Below are 16,027 nucleotides of genomic sequence, written 5' to 3'. Positions count from 1 at the left end.
TGCCTTCGCCGGCGGTGGTCACCTCCGGCGAAGGCAGCATAGCTGCAGGTCAGGGTCCGATGCGGACCGGTCAGGACCTGATGCGGAGCGGTCAGGGCTTGATCCGGACCACCTGCGGGTCGTGGTCGCTGGCCTGCTGGGCGAACTCGGCGTTGATGTGCACCACGTCGTACTTGGCATAGCCGACCTCGGGGCTGACCAGGATGTGGTCCAGCACCTGCGAGTTGCCCTGGTAGACGTACGAGTACTGCTCGGTCTCCGGCAGTTCGTTCACCAGGTCGCGCAGCACGCCGTCCTTGGTGAGCGCGGCCAGCGCGGGCGAGAACTGGTAGTCGTTGAAGTCACCGAGCGAGACGACGCGCGCCTCCTTGTCGGCGGCCAGCAGCTTGGCGACGAAGGCCTGCTCGATGGTCGCCTGCTTGACCCGCTGCACCTCGGAGCTGCGGGTGGGGGCCTGGAAGCGGCTGTCGATGCCCTGGTCGCCGCCCTTGCTGTTGAAGTGGTTGGCGATGACGAAGACCTTCTTGCCGCGGAAGGAGAACTGCCCGACCAGCGGCTTGCGGCTGTTGGTCCACGCGTCGTCGGCCGGGGCGATCCGGCCGGGCGAGGCGGTCAGCGCGGTGGTGGCGCCGCTGCCGGCGACGTCCACGGCGCTGGTGGCGGCGCCGCCGGGGATGTCGGTGAAGGAGACCCGCTGCGGGTTGAACAGGAACACCTGCCGGATGTTGCCGCCCGGCTCGCCGCCGTCCTTGCCGTCCTGCGGGTCGATCGAGCGCCAGTCGTACGCCGGGCCGCCGGCCGCCTTGATCGCGGCGATGAACTTGGCGACGGTCTGGCTCGCGTCGACCGTGCCGTCGTTCTTGGCGCCGTTGTTGTCCTGGATCTCCTCCAGGGCGACGATGTCGGGCGAGCGCAGGTTGGTGACGATGCCCTGGGCCAGCTCGGCGAACTTGGCGTCCGGGTTGCCGGGGGCGAGGTTCTCCACGTTGTAGGTGGCGATGGCGAGTTCGCGGTCGGCCGCCTTGGCGGTGACCTCGCGCTGGAGGTGGTTGTCCTGGAGCGTGCCCAGGGTGCCGGCGACGAGGGTGTAGCCGCCGAACTGGTTGTAGTCCAGCGGGCCGGTGGTGGTGCCGGTCAGCACGTCGCCCACGTTGGCCACCGGGAACGGCTGCTGCGGGGTGACCGCCGCCTGCTGCTGCACCATCAGGCGGCCCACGTTGGGCTCCGCGTACGACTCGTACAGCACGCCGCCGCGCTTGCTGCGCTGGTCCTGCCGGTCGGCGGCGACCCACAGCTCGTTGTACTTGTCCGTCGCCTGTATCACCCGGACGTCCTTGACCTGGACGAGCATGCCCTCCAGCGACTCGTAGAAGTCCAGGGCGTACTTCTCCGGGTTGAGCGGCAGCGCGTCGATGCTGCCGCCCGCGGGCGCCGGCGGGGCGTAGGTGCCGGGGATGTTGCGGGTGTCCACGACCACCGGGGCCGGCAGCGGGTTGCCGGAGGACAGCACGGTGACGGCGGGGCCGGTGAGCTCGGTGACGGACTGCGAGCCGCCCGCGAAGGCCGGGTAGTACTCGGTGACCTTGCCGCTGACCAGGACCGAGTCGCCGGCCTTCACGGTCGGGTTGCCGCCGGTGTAGACGAAGACGCCCTCGCTGGTGGCCGGGTCGGCGTCGGGGTTCGGGTCCTGCATCCAGAAGCCCTTGGCGCTGCCGTAGGCGCGCACGCCGGTGACGACGCCGGGCACGCCGGTGACGGGCTTCCCGGCCTGCGGGGAGATCCGGGTGGTGCCCTGGATGTCGTGGATGCGCAGCGGTCCGGCCTCGGTCGGCCCGGCCGGGGCGGCGGTGGGCGCGGCGTTCGTGGCAGCGGGCGCGGCGGGCGCGGCGTTCGCGGCCGGCAGCGGGACGAGCACCAGCGAGGCGGCCAGTCCGGCCGGGAGGATCGCGGCGCGCAGCAGGGCCCGGCGGGGGCGGGGAGCGGGGGCAGTGGTCACCGGGGCATGACTCCTAGCTCCGTCGTGCGGCACGGTCGTGGCACGGCGGTCGAGGGTTGAGCGGGGCACAGGGCGTCGTCCACCCGGCGGGTCTGCGGCCGCCGGGCCGTGACGCATGGTCAGGCGGCGTGCCCATGGCACGCGCTACCCGCGTAGATGAAGCGGAAGCCGGTCACCCGCCCCCCGCAGCGACCCCAAGATACGCGCGTAGAAAATGACGCGACAAGACCCCGTCAGTGAACTTCTGGTTCCGCTCCGACGCCCGCCCCGGCCCCTGCTCCTACCTCCGCTCCTATCCCCGTCCCTTCAGCCCGCTCCTTCAGCCCGCCTCGACGCCCCCTCAGCCCGCCTCGATCCGCTCCACGATCAGCTCGCACAGCTCGTGGGTGCGCAGGGCGTCGTGCGCGTCCACGGTCTTGCCGGCCCGGACGGCGTCCAGGAAGGACTGGACGCACTGCTCGATGCCGCGCTGGCGGGCGACGGACACCCAGTCGCCGCGCCGGCGGACGGTGGGCTGGCCGCGGTGGTCGATCACCTCGGCGAGGTTGTGCACCGCCCGCTTGGAGTCGGCGCCGGAGACCTCCAGGATCTCCTCCGTCGAGCCGGAGAGCCGGTTCATGATGCCGAGCGCCGTGAAGCCGTCCCCGCCGAGGGTCAGGACGACGTGCTCGACCAGCCCGTCCCGGACGCGGGCCCGGACGTCCACCTGCTCGATCTCGCCGGGGGCCAGGAAGCGCAGGGTGTCGACGACGTGGATGAAGTCGTCGAACACCAGGGAGCGGGTGGCCTCGGCGAGGCCCTCGCGGTTCTTCTGCAGGACGATCAGGTCGCGGGGGCGCTCCTTGGCCTGGGCGTAGCCGGGCGCGTACCGGCGGTTGAAGCCGACCATCAGCGAGCGGCCCGTCCGGTCGGCGAGGTCGACGAGCCGGCGGGCGCCGTCCACGGTGTAGTCGAGCGGCTTGTCCACGTAGACGTCGACACCGGCCGTCAGCAGCTGCTCCACGATCGGGACGTGCTGGCTGGTCGCGGCGTGCACGAACGCCGCCCGGATCCCGCTCCCGATCAACTCCCCGAGATCGGTGAAGCGGTGCTCGGGCGCGATCCGGTGGACGTCGCCGAGGCGATCGAGCTTGGCCCGGTCCCGGGTCATCAACCGCAGGTCGAGGCCCGGCATCGCTCCGAGGACGGGCAGGTACGCCTTCTGGGCGATGTCACCGAGGCCGATGACCCCGACCGGGAGCAGGGTGTCGGGAACAGCGGTCGAACTCATGAGGTCTCCAGTGGTGCGCTCGGTCATCGGCCGTACCCACCCTATTCACCAGCTCCCGTACGCCACCAACCCGTCGCCAGTGGGGCGGGACGCGAGTACACCTCGTTCAGGATCAGATCCACCCTTCTTCCCAGGCACGGCGAGCCGCTTCGTGGCGGGTGCGGACAGCGAGTTTGGTGATGGCACCGGAGAGGTAGTTGCGGACGGTGCCGGGAGCGAGATGGTGCTGTTCGGCGAGGGCGCTGACGGCGTGGCCGTGGTGGACGGCACGCAGGACATCGAGTTCGCGGGGGGTTAGAGGACAGGGGGTTTCGGTGAGGGCGTGGGTGGCGAGCTGGTGGTCGATGTAGCGGCCGCCGGTGTGGATGTCGCGCAGGATGTCGGCCAGTTGGGTGGCGGGAGTGGTTTTGGGGACAAAGCCCTGGATGCCTGCGGCCAGAGCGCGACGCAGGACGCCGGGCCGGGCGTGACGCGTGACGAGGACAGTGGGGATGGGGCGGTGGCGGCGGATCTCCTGGGCGGCGGAGATGCCGTCGAGGTGGGGCATCTCCAGGTCCAACAGGGCGATGTCGATCGGGTGACGGGCGGCGGCCTGGACTGCCGTGAGGCCGTCAGGAGCCTGGGCGGTGACGGTCAGGTCCGGTTCGAGGTCGAGGAGTGCGGCGAGGGCGCCGCGGGTGAGGTCTTCGTCATCGGCGAGCAGGATGCGAATCACGCGGGGTCTCCCGGTGGGTGTGGCCGACCAGTTCGAAGTGGCCGCCGGGGTGGGTGGCGATGCGAATGTAACCGCCGATGGCGTGGAAGCGTTCCTGCAGTCCGGCCAGGCCGCTGCCGGGGTCCGCAGGGTGCGACGGGGCACCGTCGTTGCGCAGCAGGACGCGGGCCTGACCCGCGGCAGCGGTGATGGTGATCTGGCAGTGGCGGGCACGGCTGTGGCGGAGGATGTTGGTGATGCCTTCGCGGACCAAGGCGGCGAAGGCCGGCTGGAGCTGGTGAGGGATGCGTGCGGCGTCTCCGTCGATCGCGGTGCGGATTCCGGCGGCTTCCAGGATTCCCGCGGCGTTGGCCAGTTCGCTACTCAGGCTGGCGCGCCGGTAGCCGTGGACCACGGCCCGGGACTCCTCGAGTGCGGAGCGAGCCAGTTCGGTGATCTCCCGGACGTGCGCGCGCGCCTCGTGGTCACTGCGGCCGATCAGTCGCTCGGCCAGCTCGCCCTTGAGTGTGATGGCCTGGAGCCGGTGGCCCTGGAGATCGTGCAGATCTGCGGCGAACCGCAGCCTCTCCTCCGCCACGGCCAGGGTGGCCGTGGTCTCGCGGACGTGTTCGGCCTCCAGGACCGCCCGCCACAGCCGGGCCACCATCAACTCCACCCCGGCGATGAACAGCACCATCCCCGCACCGGTCGCCGCCGGCACCCCGGGCAGGTAGGGGTTGTCCTGGCGCCACTGCGCCACTGCCTCACCCAGCACCGCACAGCCCAGCGCGACTGTCGTGAGCAGCCGGCGGCGCGCCCGGGCGGGCAGGGTCAGGGCCATCGCCGCTGCCATGGCCCCCGGCAGCATGGCCCAGTCGAGTGCGGTGTACGGACGGACCGCCATGTCGCCCCACGTCGCGATCGCTGCGGCCAGCAGCAGGAGGCTCCACCGCCCCTCGGCGGTGGCGGAGCCATGGCGGGGGACCTGGCCGGCGAGGCCACCCGGCACCGCCCGGCGGATGAGCCGAGTGTGCTGGACCGCGACGGCGACGAGCACCGGAGCGACCAGTGCCTGGTGTCCGGGGCCGAGGTTGAAGACGAGGTCGTTCGCGGCCAGCAACAACCATAGGGGCCCCAGAGCGAGCAACGTCCAGTGGGTGAGACGGCCCAGCCGCCCCGGATCGACCGTACCGGACCCCATAGGTGAGGTGATCATGTCCGGCCACCCTAGAGTCAGCCTCGGCTCGCTGTCTGCAACCGAACCAACCAAAAGATGACAGTTGTCATAGGCGAACCATGACACGGCCCGCCCGACTCATGTCATCAGCCACTACTGGCGACCGGTGCTTCACGACAAGACTCTTCATCACCGGACCACGGAGGTATCACGGTCCGGGCGCCTACCGGCCCCGGCCAGTGCGAACCCACACCACACGATCTCCGAGGAGCCTCCGGACAAGGGTCCTGCCGCAAGGCCCGAAGCATCCACCAGGACGCATGCGCACCAGCAGTCCGCACGTACCCCTGCACGAGGCGCGCGCACGCACGCCTCGTCCTTGTTTCCGCGCCCGCTGGAGGAGCACAGATGACCACCACCCGCAAGCCGCGCCGGCGCACCCTCGCGGCCTCGGCCACCACCGCCATCGCGGTGGGGCTGTTAAGCCTTGGCGCCGCCCCCGCCGCCCACGCCGACACCCTCCCGACCCTCTGCAACCCCGCTGTGGACCGCGCCACCACGGAGCCCTTCAACGTGCAGATCACCCCCACCGTCACCGACTTCCTCATCTACAACGTCGCCCCGGGCACCACCGGACAGCACACCGACACCCTGACCAGGGTCAGCTCGGTGACCACCACCGTCGACAACAAGACCGAGATCACCGCCACCGCGAGCGCGCTGTTCGCCAAGGTCGAGGTCAAGGTCGGCTTCTCGGTCCAGAAGACCACCTCCAGCACCACCAGCCAGACCGTGAGCGACGTCTGGAACCTCAAGGACCCCGGGCGCTACGGCCTCTACCGCGGCACCAGGGTCGTCACCGGCCAGTACGTCAACCGCATCTGCGCCCAGACCGGCCCCACCACCGGCATCTGGGTCACCACCCAGCCCACCCCCGGGACGTTCACCACCTACGAGTCCCCGGAGATCGGCTCGGTCGGCTGCGCCCCCGCCGAACCGGCCGCCACCGTGCGCCGGGCCGCCCAACTCCTCATCAGCAACTGCTGACCGTGCCCACCGACCTGACGACGGAGGAACCCGTGACAAACCCGCTGCGCCACGCCACCACCCGCCGGGGCACGGCGCTGCGCGCCCTCGGCGCCGGCGCCCTCGCCTCGCTGGCCGGCCTCACCCTGCTCGCCGGCCCCGCGTCGGCCGCGACCCAAGCACTGGCGTCGAGCGAGTGGCACGGCTACGTCTGCGACGACGGCTACTACCGGATCAAGACGCCGTTCGGACAACTCGTGGAGAAGAACATGGCCAGCTCCTGGGGGCAGGTCATCCAGAACCCCGACACCGGTGGCTACAACCAGCAGTGGAAGCTGTGCCACTACAACTCCGACAACCAGTCCTTCATCTTCCGCAGCCGGCTGAACGAGGACGACTGCCTGGGCCACTGGAAACGGAACCCGAACGACCCGAACGAGGGGAACAGCGACGGCGCCCCCTTCAACGTGTTCGACTGCTCGGGGTGGATCTACGGCAACCAGATCTTCTCGCTGATCCACCCCTCACCCGGCTCCAGCGAGGTGCTGCTCCGGATCGGGCACAGCGGGAGCTTTGGCACCGTCGCCGACCCGGCCGGCTCCGCAGGTTCGGGCGTGAACCAGTACTCCTACCGGGCGACCCTGTTCACGCTGGAGCACCTCGCCGCGTGACGGCCCCCGCCCCGCCCCGGGGCCAAGCTGTGCCTGCGGTCGAGAACCGAGGCGGCGCTCGTCTCCGCCCTGCACGCCGAGGAGTTGGCGGGCGGGACGGCCTGGATGCTGGGCGCCGCCGACTGAGCCCGCACTCGCACAACGGCGCCGGGCCCGTACGGGATCTCCTCCCCTACGGGCCCGGCGCCGTGCCGTCCGCGGGCCGGCTGGCGGCCGGGGCGGCGGCTCAGGGGATGAGGGCGCCGACCCCTTCGACCAGCAGCATCCAGGTGGGCGGTGTCGCGGGTGCCGATGGCGATCTGCGGGTCCGGCTCGCTGCCCGGGTCGCGCTCCAGGACGGCAGTGGGGATCCGCTCCCCGGAGACGGTCACCCGGTCCTGGCCGTCGACGCGGACGGTGATCTCGCCGAACAGGGTGTCCTCGGTGGTGAAGGGGGCGGGCGTCGGCAGGTCGGTCATCTGCGGTTCCTTTGGCGGGTCGTAACTCCGGTCTTCCGGAAGAGAATTAGCGGGCCGGGGTGATTCTCTCATTCGGCGGAGAGGGATTCACCCTATGGTGGGCGCCAGTTGACTTCCCGCCGGCTCGCGGTGGAAAGCACGGCGGTCGAGCAGTTCCCGGTGGGCACGACGATCCCGACAGGCCGGCTCCGCACGCCCCACCAGTCACTGCCGGATCTTCCAACTCTCCTTTAACACTTAATAGTTGTTCCATCCAATGGCAATGGAATCCCCTAGGCTTCGATCCACCCGGTGCCCGGCGCGGCGCACCGGACGACAAGGGGAGGACATGATGAGGACCCCGGCAAGCGCGTTACGGCGCGGATCCCGCTGGACCGTCTCGGCGGCGACGGCGGTGGCCCTGCTGCTCGGTGGGGCGGGTGTCTCGGGGGCCTCGGGGGCGGCCCCCTCCGGCGTTCCCGACGGCCCCGTCTCCGGCGTTCCGGGGGCCGTCCGGCTCGCGGAGTTCACCTGGGAGAAGGTCACCGAGGCGGTCAGTGCGGACGGCCGCACGGTCTACCTCGTGCTGACGGACGTGGTCGGCGGGCGCCAGGGCGTGTACCTGTCCACCGTCGACACGCAGACCGGCACGGTGAGGGCCCGCCTCCCGCTCGGCGACCCGGCACCCTACGGGCGGCCGGCCCTCAGCCCGGACGGCGACCGGCTGTACGTCGGAGTCGGCTCCGCCGTCTACGTCATCGACACCGCGACCAACACGGTCAAGGCCCGCATCGCCGCGCCGGCGCAGCAGCTCCCGGCGGGCTGGACCCCGGGCGCGGCGACCAGTCTGGCCACCGACCCGGACGGCGAGACCCTCTACGTCGGCCAGTCCGGGCCCTCGGGCCCCGCCGGGCAGGAGGAGCCGGGCCGGATCCTGGAATTCTCCACCGGCGACCAGGAGTTCATCGACCAGACGGCGGTCACCGCCCACACGGTCAACGATCTCGCCGTCCTGCCCGACGGGAGCTCCCTCTACGCGGGCACGAACCTCGACCTGCTGCGCCTCGACATCAGGACCGGGCTCGGCACCGCCAAGGTCGTCGACCTCGGTGCCAAGGACGAGCTGGCGCTCTCCCCCGACGGCTCCTTCCTGCTGGCGCTCGGGTCGGTCCGCACCTACTCCGTGGGCATCGGGCTCGACACGGGCACGGACAAGGTGCGCTACCTCATGAAGTACGGCTCCGGCTACTTCGAGTACCACCACCCGGCGATGAACACCGACGGCAGCCGCGTCTACCTGCTCGGCGGCCCCTCCTACACCATCCCCGTCCCGCTGTACACGCTCGTGCCGGGCGAGAACCGGTTCGACCAGAGCGTGCGCCTCTCCGTCCCCGAGACGTACATCCACGCCCTCGCCACCGGGCCGGACGGCCACTCGCTGTACGTCACCGGCTGCGTGTACTCCGACTCGGCGAAGGGCTGCTTCCTGCGAACCCTGCAGATCTGACGCCGCGCCGGTCCGAGCACGCGGGCGGCCCGTACGAGCACCTGCTCGCACGGGCCGCCGCCGTTTCGCGCGGCGGTTGACCTCAAACGGCCCACCACCACCGCCGGTACGACCCAGTCCACCACGGCGATCAACGGGGTGCTGAGCCGGCTCAACGCCGTCGCCCCCGGCTCGTCGACCAGCTTCACCAGTCCCGGCCAGACCTCGCACTCGCTCGGCGGCGTGCCGCTCGGCGTCGCGACGGACTCCGGCGGACAGCTGAAGAACCACCCGAACCTGTTCGTGGTGGACGGCTCGCCGTTCCCCGGCGGCGGGCTCCAGGCGACCCCGCCGGCGCTCACCATCACCGCGCCGGCCGACCGCCTGATATCCGGCATCGCCGCCGCACCCCCTCTTCCTCGGCGGCCGCGACGGACCACCACCCACTCGGGAGACGGACCACCACCACCCACTCGTGAGGGAGCAACAGCCGTGACCAGTGGGCAGGACGCCGAGAACGGGCCGACCGCGAAGGGGGGCCGGGCCCGTCCGGCGCAACCGGTAATCCCACGTCCACGGCCTCCCGTCAGCTGGTTCTCCGGCACCGAGTCTGCCCGCCTCGTCTCGCGGCGCGCCAGTGATCCCGCCATGTCCGGATCGTGAAGTTCTCACACTCCCGCCCGGTGGGATCCCGGGTTGCCCGGTTGGCCACTCCGGGGGACGAACTTGTTCGTTACGAACATGTTCGTTACCGTGGAGGAGCGGGCGGCGAACCCACGCCGACCGACACGGACCGACACCGACCCAAGGAGTGGCCATGACCGTCCAGCACGTTCCCGTCGCCGTCATCGGAGCCGGGCTCGGGGGCCTCGTACTCGCCCGGGTCCTGAACGTCCACGGCATCCGGGCCGCCGTCTTCGACCTGGAGCCCTCGCCCGAGGCCCGCACTCAGGGCGGCCTGCTCGACATCCACGACGACTCCGGCCAGCAGGCCCTGCGCGACGCCGGGCTGCACGACCGGTTCCTGACCCTGGTCCACGCGGGCGGCGAGGCCCTGCGGGTGGTGGGGCCGGACGGCGCCGTCCGGCTGGAGCAGGAGGACGACGGCACCGGCGGCCGCCCCGAGGTCGACCGGGGCCGCCTGCGCGACCTGCTGCTGGACTCCCTGCCCGCCGGCACCGTGCGCTGGGGTCGGAAGGTGGTCCGCGCCCACGCGCTGGGCGACGGCCGCCACCAGGTCGCCTTCGCCGACGGCACGGCCGTCACCACGGACCTGCTGGTCGGGGCGGACGGCGCGTGGTCCCGGATCCGGCCGCTGCTGTCCGACGCCCGGCCCGCCTACACCGGGGTCTCCTTCGTCGAGGCCGACCTGCACGACGCGGACACCCGGCACCCCGAGGCGGCCGCCCTGGTCGGCGGCGGGTTCTTCCTCTCCGTGGCCGAGGGTCGCGGCTTCCTCGCCCACCGCGAGGGCGACGGCAGCATCCACGTCTACACCGCCGTCCGGGCCGGCGAGGACTGGCTGGACGGCATCGACACCACCGCCCCCGACACCGCCAAGGCGACCGTGCTGGCCGGCTTCGACGGCTGGGCCGACGGCCTGCGGGCCCTGCTCGCCGACGCCGACGGCGGCCTCGTCCCGCGCCGGATCCACGCCCTGCCCGTCGGCCACCGCTGGGACCGCACCCCCGGCGTCACCCTGCTCGGCGACGCCGCCCACCTGATGTCCCCGTTCGCCGGCGAGGGCGCCAACCTCGCCATGCTCGACGGCGCCGAACTCGGCAAGGCCCTCGCCCACCACCCCGGCGACCCCGAGGCCGCCCTGACCGCCTACGAGCGCGCCCTCTTCCCGCGCAGCGAGGCCTCGGCCGCCGCCTCCGCCGCCAGCCTGGAGCTGATGTTCGGCCCCGACGGCCTCCAGGGCCTGCTCGACCAGTTCACCGCCCCGGACCAGCCCGCCCCGGCGGGCACACCCTCGGCGAACTAGTTCGTCACGAACACGGTCGCTAGGCTGGCCGGTATGACGAGCTCCCCCTCCCGACCCCGCAGCCGCCGCGAGCGGCCGGCGAAGCCCGCGCTGAGCCACGAGGCGATCGTCGCCGCCGCCGTACGGGTGCTGGAGGCGGAGGGCCTGCCACGGGTGACCATGCGGCGGCTGGCCCAGGAGCTGGACACCGGGCCGGCCTCGCTGTACGTGTACGTGGCCAACGCCGCGGAACTGCACGCCGCGATCCTGGAGGAGTTCCTCGGGGAGGTGGACCTGAGCCCGGTGACGGCGGCCGGGGACTGGCGCGAGCGGTTGGCCGCCGTCCTCAACTCCTGCACCGGGGTGCTGTTCCGGCACCCTGCGCTCGCCCACGCCGCACTGGTGGCGAGGCCGTCCGGGCCGCACTACCTGGCCCTGGTGGAGGCGGTCCTGGCACTGCTGCACGAGGGCGGGGTGCCGGACGGGCAGGCGGCCTGGGGCGTGGACGTGCTGCTCCAGGTGGCCACCGCCACCGCCGCCGAGCAGTCCGCCCGGCAGGGCGAGCAGGCGGAGCTGGAACACGGCGCGCTCACCGACGCGCTCCGCGCGGCGCCCGCCGCCGCCTACCCGAGGATCGCCGCACTCGGGGACGACCTGGTGTCCGGGGCGCCGGAGGACCGGCTGTCCTGGATGTTCCGGGTGGTCGTCAACGGCACGCGCACGACGCCCCGACCCGCCTGAGCCCAGGCGCCGGGCTCAAACCGGTCCGGGGTCAGGCGCCCGCCGCGGCCGCCTCGGCGAGGGCGTCCAGGACCGGGCGGATCAGCGGGTGCCCGTCGGCGCCCGCCCGGACGGCGGCGAAGACCCGGCGGGTGGCGAGTTCGCTGTCCACCGGCCGGACGGCGATCCGGCCGAGGTCGACGCCGCGCAGCGCCGAGCGCGGCACGAGGGCGACGCCGGCGCCCGCCGAGGCGAGGGCGACGACGGCCCGGAAGTCGTCGGAGGAGTGCACCAGGCGCGGCTGGAAGCCGGCGTGCTCGCAGGCCAGCAGGACGACGTCGTGGCAGGGGTTGCCCGGGTAGGGGCCGATCCACCGCTCGTCGGCGAGGGCCGCGACGGCGAGCGGACCGCCGTCGGCGGCCAGCGGGTGGCCGAGCGGCAGCACCGCCTCGAACGGCTCGGCGTACAGCGGGACGCGGGTGAGCCGGGCGTCGTCGGCGCGCGGGGCGCCGCGGTACTCGACGGCCACCGCGAGGTCGGCCCGGCCGTCGAGGACCATCGGCAGGCTGGCGTCGCCCTCCGCGTCCAGCACCTTGAGCCGCACCCCGGGCGCCTGCGCGGCCAGCAGCCCGATCGCCGGGGCGAGGACGAGCGCGATGCCGGTGGCGAAGGAGGCGACGGTGACCTCGCCGGAGACGCCCGCGCTGTAGGCGGCGAGGTCGGCCTCGGCGCGCTCCAGCTGGGCGAGCACGGCGTCGGCGTGGCCGAGCAGGATCTCCCCGGCGGCGGTCAGCCGCACCCCGCGGCCCTCGCGGGCGAGCAGGTGGTGGCCGGTCTCCTGTTCCAGGGCGGCCAGCTGCTGGGAGACGGCGGAAGGGGTCAGGTAGAGGGCGGCCGCCGCGGCGGTCACGGTGCGGTGGTCCGCCACGGCCCGCAGGGTCCGCAGCCGTCGGGCGTCGATCACGGACCAATTCTGCCAGCGTGCCGGGGCGGTCCGGACCGGGCCCGGAGTCGGGGCGGGGTCCGGGCCCGGGTCCGGGCCAGGAATCGGGCCGGGGCCGCGTAAGGGGCGATACGACCGGTGGCGTATTTCCGGACGAGATCGCTTCGCCCGGTTGACCACCCGGCCCGGGCGACGATTGGCTCTTCCCGAGCCGGGCCGCGGGGGTGACGAGGGCCCGGCGCCGTCATCAGGGGAGGATGTCCATGACCACCGCACGAACCCGCCGTTGGCTGGCCCGTACCGCCGGCGTCCTGGTGGCCGCCGCCGTGGCCGGGGCCGCGATGCCCGCCGCCGAGGCCCGGCCGCTCAAGGGCGACACCTCCCGGGTGAGCGAGGGGCCCAAGGGCGAGCAGCTCGACGGCACCTCGTCCGCGCTCGGGCTGAGCGCCGACGGCCGCTCCGCGCTGTTCAGCTCGACCGCGACCAACCTGCTGCCCGGGGCCGGCACCCCGAACTCGGACGAGGTCTACGTGCGGGACCTGCGCAACGGACACGTCGAGCGGGTCAGCGTCGCCGCCGACGGCTCCAAGCTGGACGCCGCCACCAACCAGGCCGCGATCAGCGGCGACGGCCGGTACGTGGCGTTCAGCACCGCCGCCACCAACGTGCTGCCCGGCCAGCCGAAGCACGGCAGCGACGTCTTCGTCCACGACCGCTGGACCGGCCGCACCGAGCTGATCACCGCCCCCGGTTCGGCGAGCACCGACGACCAGAGCATCCGCACCGCCGACAGCCCCACCCTCAGCTGGGACGGCCGCTTCGTCGCCTACGCCTCCAGCCGCACCGACCTCGCCCCGGGCGTGAAACGCGGTAAGAACAACATCTACGTCACCGACCGCTGGACGCACACCACCCGGCTGGTCACCTCCGGCGCGGAGGGCGAGGGCGCCGACAACAACTCCTTCAGTCCGACGATCAGTGCGGACGGCTCGACGGTCGGCTTCGGCTCCCGGGCCGGGAACCTGCTCCCGGGCACTCCGGCCCCGACCCCGACCCCGACCCCGACCACCGACCCGACGCCGGGCGCCGGGGCACCCCAGCTGGCCGGGCCCAAGTTCTACCCGTACTACGTCTGGAAGGCCGGCACCGGCAAGATCGCCGGCGCCAGCCTGGACGACACCGGGGCCCTGAGCGACGGCGGCCGCGACGGCCGGCTCAGCCCGGACGGCCGCTACGCGATCTACAGCCTCCCGGTCTTCATCGGCGGGGCACCCGCCCCGGCCCACGGCATCCGGATGGACGTGTACGTCCACGAGCTGGCCACCGGCAAGATCACCAAGGTCAACACCGACCTGCCGGGCACCACCGCCAAGTGGTCCTCGTCCGGTGGCGTCATGACGCTCGACGACCGCTGGGTCTACTTCGACTCCGCCGCCGAGAACCTCGTCCCCGACGACACCAACTCGGCCAGCGACGTGTTCCGCCGCGACCTGTGGACCGGGCGGATCGAGCGGATCAGCCTCACCCGGAGCGGCGGGCAGAGCACCGCCTCCTCCTACGGCCCGTACGTGGACGCCACCGGCGACACGGTGATCTTCGACGCCTCGGACGGCGACCTGGTGCCGGGTGACACCAACACCTTCCTGGACGTCTTCCTGCGCCGCCTGTGACGCCCTGACTCCCCTGCCGCATACGTCCGTTGACGTATTTTCGGCCGAGATCACCCGTGGGCGTTGACCACCGGCCCCCCCGACGATTGGCTCTCCCGAAAGCCCGTCGCCGGGAGGGAGCCCGGCCGGGCGACCCCCGGGGAGGCAGACGTCATGACACGCAGCACCCGTACCACCCGCAACCGGTGGCTGGCCGGCGGCGGCAGCATTCTCGCGGCCACCGCCGTACTCGCCGTGACCGCCGCACCCGTCCAGGCCGCCCAGGCCGACCGGGCGCCGCGCGGCACCGTCCAGGTCAGCGTCGGGGTGAACGGCGCCGCGCCGGACAACCAGTCGTGGAGCCAGGCGATCAGCGCCAACGGCCGCTACGCCCTGTTCACCTCCTGGGCCACGAACCTGGTGTCCCAGCCCGCGAAGAGCGCCCGCGACGCCTACGTCCGCGACCTGAGGACCGGCCGCACCGAGCGGATCAACCTGGCCGCCGACGGCAGCGCGCTGAACGGCTTCACCGACAACGTCGCGATCAACGCCGACGGCCGCTACGTCGCCTTCGACAGCGACGCCGAGAACGTGGTGCCCGGCATGCAGGTCCAGGGGCGCGACGAGGTGTACGTCCGCGACCGGAAGACCGGCCGCACCGAGCTGATCAGCGGCGGACTCACCGGCACCGACACCGACAAGTTCCACGCCTCCTACGCGCCCTCGATCAGCGCGAACGGCCGCTACGTGGTCTTCGGCTCCAGCCGCAAGGACCTCGTCCCCGACCTCCAGGGCGGCGACCCCTCGCTGGCCAGGCCCTACACCTGGGACTACAACATCTACGTCACCGACCGCTGGACGGGGAAGACCAGGCTGGTGACCCGCGGCGTGGACGGCAAGCCGGGCGACGGCATGTCCCTCAACCCGACGATCAGCGCGGACGGCCGCACCATCGGCTTCACCTCCATGGCCGACAACCTGCTGCCCGCCGACCAGACCCCCGCCCCGGCCGGCGGGGGCGCAGCCGCCCCCGCCGACGTGGAGCTGGCCCCGGGCGTCGCCCCGGCCCTGCCCCGCAGCGCCCAGAAGGGCCTGGCCCCGAACCTGGCCCGGCCGGTGACCGCCCCCTACTACACCTACGACGTGCAGTCCGGCCGGATCTCCGCCGCCAGCCTCGACCTCGACGGCAAGCTCGGCGCCCCGAGCTTCGGCGCGACGATCAGCCCCGACGGGCGGCGCGCGATCTACGCCCTGCCCGAGCCCGGCGGGTCGACCGGCGGCCACCGGTTCCACACCGTGCTGTACGTCCGGGATCTCGGGAAGGGCACCGTGACGAAGATCAGCGGCGGCCTGCCCGGCACCACCTCGGTCGGCTCCTCCGACCACGCCCGGATCACCGCCGACAACCGCTGGGTCTACTTCGCCTCCGCCGCCGACAACCTGGTGGCGGGCCCCCAGCACCCGGGCTGGGACGTCTACCGGCACGACCTGCGCACCGGCCGCACCGAGCGGGTCGCCACCGCTGCGGACGGCTCGCTCGGCAACGGCACCTCGGCCGATCCGGTCGTGGACGCCCGCGGCCGCACGGTGGTGTTCAGCTCGACCAGCGGAAACCTGCTCGCCGGCACCGGCGGCCCGGCGAGCACCGACTCCCAGGTCTTCGCCCGCGCCACCGCGCACCACGGCCACGGCGACGTCCAGGGCGACGACCAGGACCAGGACCAAAGCCAGGACCAGGACAGCGACGACTGACCGTCAACCACCGCTCGCACCGTGAACCGCGTACGGGGGCGGGACGTCGGCCGGGCCGGCGTCCCGCCCCCGAAGCGGGAGGGTGGGGCAGATGGTTGGTGGGCCGTGCGGTGGGGGGGGGCTCGTTGGTCCCCACCGCTCGCAGCGGGTGTGCACGCCGGGCCGGGCCGTGAGCAGCCGTACAGGCCGCGGGGGGCCGATTGGGGTTGCGGGTATAAAATTGCCGGCGAGGGGCGTAAA

Annotated in this window: 14 protein-coding genes; 8 read left to right on the top strand and 6 right to left on the bottom strand. The window is 72.7% G+C overall.

The window, feature by feature from the left end; translation table 11 throughout:
- Positions 1–91: 91 nt before the first annotated feature.
- The 4 genes from ACFWPI_RS21535 to ACFWPI_RS21520 form a co-directional block, all read right to left on the bottom strand.
- Positions 92–1,996 (bottom strand): endonuclease/exonuclease/phosphatase family protein, encoded by a 1,905-nt coding sequence (locus ACFWPI_RS21535; RefSeq protein WP_380371973.1) that lies wholly within the window; start codon positions 1,994–1,996, stop codon positions 92–94.
- A 340-nt stretch (positions 1,997–2,336) separates the two neighbouring features.
- Positions 2,337–3,293, bottom strand: coding sequence for a Gfo/Idh/MocA family protein (locus ACFWPI_RS21530; protein ID WP_380371970.1), 957 nt, complete (start codon positions 3,291–3,293; stop codon positions 2,337–2,339).
- A gap of 85 nt (positions 3,294–3,378) precedes the next feature.
- Complete coding sequence (locus tag ACFWPI_RS21525) at positions 3,379–3,981, bottom strand: response regulator (protein WP_380344036.1); 603 nt, start codon at positions 3,979–3,981, stop codon at positions 3,379–3,381.
- Positions 3,956–5,176, bottom strand: a complete 1,221-nt coding sequence (locus ACFWPI_RS21520) for a sensor histidine kinase (RefSeq protein ID WP_063346224.1) — start codon at positions 5,174–5,176, stop codon at positions 3,956–3,958. Before ACFWPI_RS21520 ends, ACFWPI_RS21525 begins: the two co-directional genes overlap by 26 nt.
- A gap of 369 nt (positions 5,177–5,545) precedes the next feature.
- On the opposite strand from ACFWPI_RS21520, the gene ACFWPI_RS21515 reads away from it, so the two are divergent.
- Together ACFWPI_RS21515 and ACFWPI_RS21510 are read left to right on the top strand one after the other, a co-directional pair.
- Complete coding sequence (locus tag ACFWPI_RS21515; protein ID WP_380371967.1) at positions 5,546–6,184, top strand: hypothetical protein; 639 nt, start codon at positions 5,546–5,548, stop codon at positions 6,182–6,184.
- Between the two features lie 32 nt (positions 6,185–6,216).
- Positions 6,217–6,834, top strand: coding sequence for a hypothetical protein (locus tag ACFWPI_RS21510; protein ID WP_380371965.1), 618 nt, complete (start codon positions 6,217–6,219; stop codon positions 6,832–6,834).
- Here ACFWPI_RS21510 and ACFWPI_RS21505 read toward each other — a convergent pair.
- Positions 6,792–7,292 carry a hypothetical protein gene (locus tag ACFWPI_RS21505; RefSeq protein ID WP_380371962.1) on the bottom strand — a complete coding sequence of 167 codons (501 nt, stop codon included), beginning with the start codon at positions 7,290–7,292 and terminating at the stop codon, positions 6,792–6,794. The two genes, ACFWPI_RS21510 and ACFWPI_RS21505, sit on opposite strands and share 43 nt — an antisense overlap.
- Positions 7,293–7,620: 328 nt before the next feature.
- Between ACFWPI_RS21505 and ACFWPI_RS21500 the strand changes: the two genes are divergently transcribed.
- The 4 genes from ACFWPI_RS21500 to ACFWPI_RS21485 all read left to right on the top strand — a co-directional run bounded on the left by ACFWPI_RS21500 (position 7,621) and on the right by ACFWPI_RS21485 (position 11,464).
- Positions 7,621–8,778 carry a hypothetical protein gene (locus tag ACFWPI_RS21500; RefSeq protein ID WP_380371959.1) on the top strand — a complete coding sequence of 386 codons (1,158 nt, stop codon included), beginning with the start codon at positions 7,621–7,623 and terminating at the stop codon, positions 8,776–8,778.
- Between the two features lie 138 nt (positions 8,779–8,916).
- A complete protein-coding gene (locus tag ACFWPI_RS21495) occupies positions 8,917–9,420 on the top strand; it encodes a hypothetical protein (protein ID WP_380371956.1) in 504 nt (167 codons plus the stop codon).
- Positions 9,421–9,574: 154 nt separating this feature from the next.
- On the top strand, positions 9,575–10,744 hold the full coding sequence (locus ACFWPI_RS21490) for an FAD-dependent oxidoreductase (RefSeq protein WP_380371953.1): 1,170 nt from the start codon (positions 9,575–9,577) through the stop codon (positions 10,742–10,744).
- Positions 10,745–10,777: 33 nt separating this feature from the next.
- Positions 10,778–11,464: a TetR/AcrR family transcriptional regulator gene (locus ACFWPI_RS21485; RefSeq protein ID WP_380371951.1), complete on the top strand. Its 687-nt coding sequence runs from the start codon at positions 10,778–10,780 to the stop codon at positions 11,462–11,464.
- A gap of 31 nt (positions 11,465–11,495) precedes the next feature.
- Here ACFWPI_RS21485 and ACFWPI_RS21480 read toward each other — a convergent pair whose 3' ends face one another.
- Complete coding sequence (locus ACFWPI_RS21480; protein WP_063346233.1) at positions 11,496–12,407, bottom strand: LysR family transcriptional regulator; 912 nt, start codon at positions 12,405–12,407, stop codon at positions 11,496–11,498.
- A gap of 242 nt (positions 12,408–12,649) precedes the next feature.
- Between ACFWPI_RS21480 and ACFWPI_RS21475 the strand changes: the two genes are divergently transcribed.
- Both ACFWPI_RS21475 and ACFWPI_RS21470 read left to right on the top strand, forming a co-directional pair.
- A complete protein-coding gene (locus ACFWPI_RS21475) occupies positions 12,650–14,056 on the top strand; it encodes a TolB family protein (protein WP_380371948.1) in 1,407 nt (468 codons plus the stop codon).
- A 153-nt stretch (positions 14,057–14,209) separates the two neighbouring features.
- On the top strand, positions 14,210–15,787 hold the full coding sequence (locus ACFWPI_RS21470; protein WP_380371945.1) for a TolB family protein: 1,578 nt from the start codon (positions 14,210–14,212) through the stop codon (positions 15,785–15,787).
- Positions 15,788–16,027: the final 240 nt, after the last annotated feature.

The sequence above is a fragment of the Kitasatospora sp. NPDC058492 genome (assembly GCF_042720685.1).
Lineage (GTDB): Bacteria > Actinomycetota > Actinomycetes > Streptomycetales > Streptomycetaceae > Kitasatospora.
Note: the sequence above shows the minus strand (reverse complement) of the source record. Positions and strands in the feature narration are given on the sequence as shown.

Excerpts from the sequence above, each read along its gene's own strand:
- ACFWPI_RS21485 (WP_380371951.1), top strand. The coding sequence starts at position 10,778 with ATGACGAGCTCCCCCTCCCGACCCCGCAGCCGCCGCGAGCGGCCGGCG.
- ACFWPI_RS21500 (WP_380371959.1), top strand. The coding sequence starts at position 7,621 with ATGATGAGGACCCCGGCAAGCGCGTTACGGCGCGGATCCCGCTGGACC.
- ACFWPI_RS21490 (WP_380371953.1), top strand. The coding sequence starts at position 9,575 with ATGACCGTCCAGCACGTTCCCGTCGCCGTCATCGGAGCCGGGCTCGGG.
- ACFWPI_RS21505 (WP_380371962.1), bottom strand. The coding sequence starts at position 7,292 with ATGACCGACCTGCCGACGCCCGCCCCCTTCACCACCGAGGACACCCTG.
- ACFWPI_RS21520 (WP_063346224.1), bottom strand. The coding sequence starts at position 5,176 with ATGATCACCTCACCTATGGGGTCCGGTACGGTCGATCCGGGGCGGCTG.
- ACFWPI_RS21475 (WP_380371948.1), top strand. The coding sequence starts at position 12,650 with ATGACCACCGCACGAACCCGCCGTTGGCTGGCCCGTACCGCCGGCGTC.
- ACFWPI_RS21470 (WP_380371945.1), top strand. The coding sequence starts at position 14,210 with ATGACACGCAGCACCCGTACCACCCGCAACCGGTGGCTGGCCGGCGGC.
- ACFWPI_RS21515 (WP_380371967.1), top strand. The coding sequence starts at position 5,546 with ATGACCACCACCCGCAAGCCGCGCCGGCGCACCCTCGCGGCCTCGGCC.
- ACFWPI_RS21530 (WP_380371970.1), bottom strand. The coding sequence starts at position 3,293 with ATGACCGAGCGCACCACTGGAGACCTCATGAGTTCGACCGCTGTTCCC.